2 protein-coding genes and 1 pseudogene are annotated in these 4038 nt (G+C 65.4%); all 3 read left to right on the forward strand.

Going from position 1 to position 4038, the window contains the following annotated elements; genetic code table 11:
* Positions 1-13 precede the first annotated feature (13 nt).
* A pseudogene (locus AC1VAN_RS19635) lies at positions 14-2363 on the forward strand (TonB-dependent receptor).
* A gap of 11 nt (positions 2364-2374) precedes the next feature.
* On the forward strand, positions 2375-3481 hold the full coding sequence (locus AC1VAN_RS19640) for an NHL repeat-containing protein (protein ID WP_425602664.1): 1107 nt from the start codon (positions 2375-2377) through the stop codon (positions 3479-3481).
* A gap of 53 nt (positions 3482-3534) precedes the next feature.
* The coding region (locus tag AC1VAN_RS19645; RefSeq protein ID WP_480986519.1) for a fibronectin type III domain-containing protein at positions 3535-4038 on the forward strand (504 nt) is incomplete at its 3' end.

Below are 4038 nucleotides of genomic sequence, written 5' to 3' on the forward strand. Positions count from 1 at the left end.
GTTGGGGATAGCTGTGCAGAAGAAGAACACGTTGGGCCTGGCAATCAGCCTCTCGCTGCTGGTGACGGCCAGCCCGTCGGTGCTGGCGGCCGAAAACGCTGCCGCTGCCGTGGCAGGGGGTGCCGCCGCAGCGACCGATCTGGACCGCGTCGAAGTGCGCGCGCAGCTGGAATCGCAGGTACGCGCCGTCGACCTGAAGCGCAGCAGCGATGCCATCGAAGACGCCGTGTCCTCCGACGCGCTGGGCCAGTACCCGGACAAGAACGTGGCCGAGTCGCTGCAGCGCCTGCCGGGCATCAGCGTGACCCGCGACCAGGGGGAAGGCCGGTTCGTGGTGGTGCGTGGCCTGGATGCCAACCTCAACAGCGTCAGCGTCGACGGCATCGCCATCGGCACCCCGGAAGATTCCAGCCGCGCGGCGCCGCTRGATGTGATTCCGTCCGATTCGACCGAGCGCCTGCGCGTGGTCAAGTCGCCCACCCCGGACATGCCGGGCGACGCCATCGGCGGCGCGATCCTGGTTGAATCGGCCTCGGCCTTCGATCGTGACGGCCGCAGCCTGCGTGGCAAGATCGAAGCCAGCCACCAGCAGCTGTCCGGCGAAACCAGCCCGAAGGCGGCCTTCAACTACAGCGAAGTGTTCAACGACACCTTCGGCGTCGCGCTGGGCGTGAACTACCAGAAGCGCACGTTCGAATCGGACAACACCGAAGTGGAGTACGACGGCGAAGACGATGCCGCACCGGGCGACGTCACCGCGATCAACCTGCAGCACCGCAAATACGAAATCGAGCGCAAGCGCATCGGCGCCAACCTCAACCTGGACTGGCGCCCGAACGAGGACAGCAAGTACTACCTGCGTGCGCTGTACAGCCAGTTCGATGATGCCGAAACCCGCCAGCGSGTGATCTTCAACTTCGATGACGCSAAGATGGTGAAGACCGGTACCGACCAGTACCGGTTGGACGGCATGCCGAAGGATTCCATCGACAGGCGCATGCGCTACCGCACCAAGGAAGAGAACACCTTTGCGGCCAGCCTGGGCGGCGAGAACACGCTGACCAACGCCGTGGTCGATTACAAGGTGGGTTTCACCCGCACCGAAGAGCGGGTGAACGATGAAATGGAGGCGCGCTTCAAGCTCAACGGCAAGGCCTTCAACGGTACGCTGGACCAGAGCAGTCGAATGCCCAGCTACAGCTTCGACAATCCGCAGTGGCTGGACAACGCGAACTACGCGTTCGACCGCTTCGTGATTTCACCCAAGCAGGTGAACGACAAGGAGCACAGCGCACAGGTCAACGTGCGCTTCGACGGCGACAGCAGCAGCATCAAGTTCGGCCTGCTGGGGCGCTGGCGCGACCGCGACGTCAACGTCGACGAAAGCGAACTGCGCGTCGGCCCGAAGGTTGCCCTGTCCAGCTGGACCACCGGCTCCCCGGATCACCGCCACGGCACCCTGGGTGACGGCATGGATTCGGACGCGATGCGCGCGTACTGGGCGGCCAACCGTGGCCAGTTCAGTGCTCGCCCGCAGGATGTCGGCGCCAACGCGATGACCTCGCTGGAAGAGGACTACACCGCCAGTGAAGACATCTTCGCCAGCTACGCCATGGGGACCTGGGATGTCGGTGCGCTGCGCATCATCGGTGGCGTGCGTGTGGAGAACACGCGCTTCAGGGCCGAAGGCAACCAGGTCGATGTGGCGGCCAACGGCCGCAGCTACACCGTAACCCCGCGCGTGGCCAACAGCAGCTATACCAACGTACTGCCGGGCCTGCACCTGCGCTATGACGCGGCCGATGACTGGGTGCTGCGCGCCTCGGCCAACAAGACCGTTTCGCGCCCGTCCTTCGGCGATATCTCGCCGCGCGTCGGCTACAGCCGCGGCGACGAGGAAGTGCGCCTGGGCAATCCTGAGCTGGACCCGTACGAGTCGAAGAACATCGACCTGTCGGTGGAGAAGTACCTCGGCAGTACCGGCATCGTTTCGCTAGGTCTGTTCCACAAGTCCATCGACGGCTATATCGTCGAGACGGTGCGCACCAATGATCCGGCCTACGGTGGTTTTGACGTGACCCAGCCGATCAATGGCCGCAAAGCCACCCCGTCTGGCGGCGGTGTACCGCAGCGAGTACCTGGACAGCATCGGCAAGGGCCGTGCGTTCGACATCTACGTGGCGCCCAACACCCAGCTCGACTTCTCGCTGGACYACAAGTTCAACGCGAACGTGAGCGTGTACTTTGAAGCGCAGAACCTGCTGGACAAGCCGTTGGAGCTGTACCAGGGCACGCGCTCGCGCACCCTGCAGATGGAAGAGTATGGCCGCACCTACGCCGTGGGCCTGAAGGTGGCGCTGTGATGGCGCGTTGCATGACCCTGATGGCGGCCTCGCTGGCAGCCGTTCTTGCCGCCGGCTGCACGCCGGCCGCGGACAAGGCGCCGGCAGCGGCTGCAGCGACCGGCGCTGTGGCACCGGTCAAGCGCAACGTGGCGACCATCGCCGAGGCTTTCCTGACCCCGATGACCCCGGCCGACAACATCGATTCGCCCGCGTCCTGGCAGGCCCCGGATGGCAAGACCTGGCTGATCGCCACGGCCAAGGCCACCGACAAGCTGGTGGTCTACGATGGCAGCAACGGCCAGCACCTGCGCGACGTCGGCAGCACCGGCACCGGCCTGGGCCAGTTCGATCGTCCCAACGGCATCGCGGTGATCGATGACCTGCTGTGGATCGTCGAGCGCGACAACCACCGTGTGCAGGTGCTTTCGCTGCCGGACTTCACTCCGTTGGCCACCTTCGGTGCCGACGACCTGCGCAAGCCCTACGGCCTGTGGGTGGACCGCCGTGCCGATGGCTACAGCGTCTACGTCACCGACTCCTGGGACAACGGCGAGGACGCACAGGGCAAGGACATCCTGCCGCCGCTGGCTGAGCTGGACAAGCGCGTGCGCCAGTACCACGTGTCCCGCGATGGCACGAAGGTGCAGGCAACACTGTCGGCCAGCATCGGTGATACCAGCGAAGCCGGTGCGTTGCGCGTGGTCGAATCGATCTGGGGGGATCCGGCCAATGATCGCCTGCTGATCGCCGAAGAGGACGAAAGCTACGCCAGCGAATTCAAGGTCTACACCCTGGCGGGGCGCTTCACCGGCACCACCTTCGGCCGCGACGTGTTCAAGGCGCAGGCCGAAGGCGTGATGCTGCGCACCTGCGGCAAGGACGGCTGGTGGATCACCACCGAGCAGGGCAAGCAGCGCAGCGTGTTCCATCTGTTCGACCGCCATACGCTGAAGCCGGTGGGTGCGTTCCAGGGCAATACCGTGGCCAACACCGATGGCATCTGGATGATGCAGCAGCCGACGCCRMGGTTCCCGCACGGTGCCCTGTATGCGGTGCACGATGACCAGGGYGTGGTGGCCTTCGACTGGGAGAGCATCGCCAAGCAGTTGGCCCTGCCGCTGGAGTGTGGCTCGTGAGCGCGCGTTTGGTGCGCTTGCTTGCGATCGGGCTGCTGCTCGCATTGCCATCGATGGCGATGGCTGCGGCCGAGCCCAATACGCGGGTGCCGTCGGGCAGCCGCTACTACGCGGCCACACCGGTGCCGGACCGCATCGTTGCCTCTCCATCGGTCGACCCCAGCCACGGCTTCGCAGTGGCCTGGCGCACCGATGGCAGCGTGCAGTCGCCGCTGCTGGAAATCGCACGGGCCGACGATTCGCCGGCCATCGAGGGCATCGTCCAGGTGCGCGCGAAGACCCAGGTGCTGCAGACCGAGAACGGCCTGTCGCATCATCATCGCGCCGACATCGACGGTTTGCAGCCGGACACCCTGTATGTCTACCGCGTACAGGGCAATGGCAGCTGGAGCGCGTGGAACCAGCTGCGTACGATGGCCGCTGCCGACCAGCCGCTGACCCTGCTGTATTTCGGCGATACCCAGAACAAGAACGTCAGCCATGTAAGCCGCGTGGTGCGGGCCGCACAGAAGGCCGCGCCGGATGCGCGGATCAGTCTGTTTGCCGGCGACCTGGTC

The sequence above is a fragment of the Stenotrophomonas sp. 05L44_2 genome (assembly GCF_056665995.1).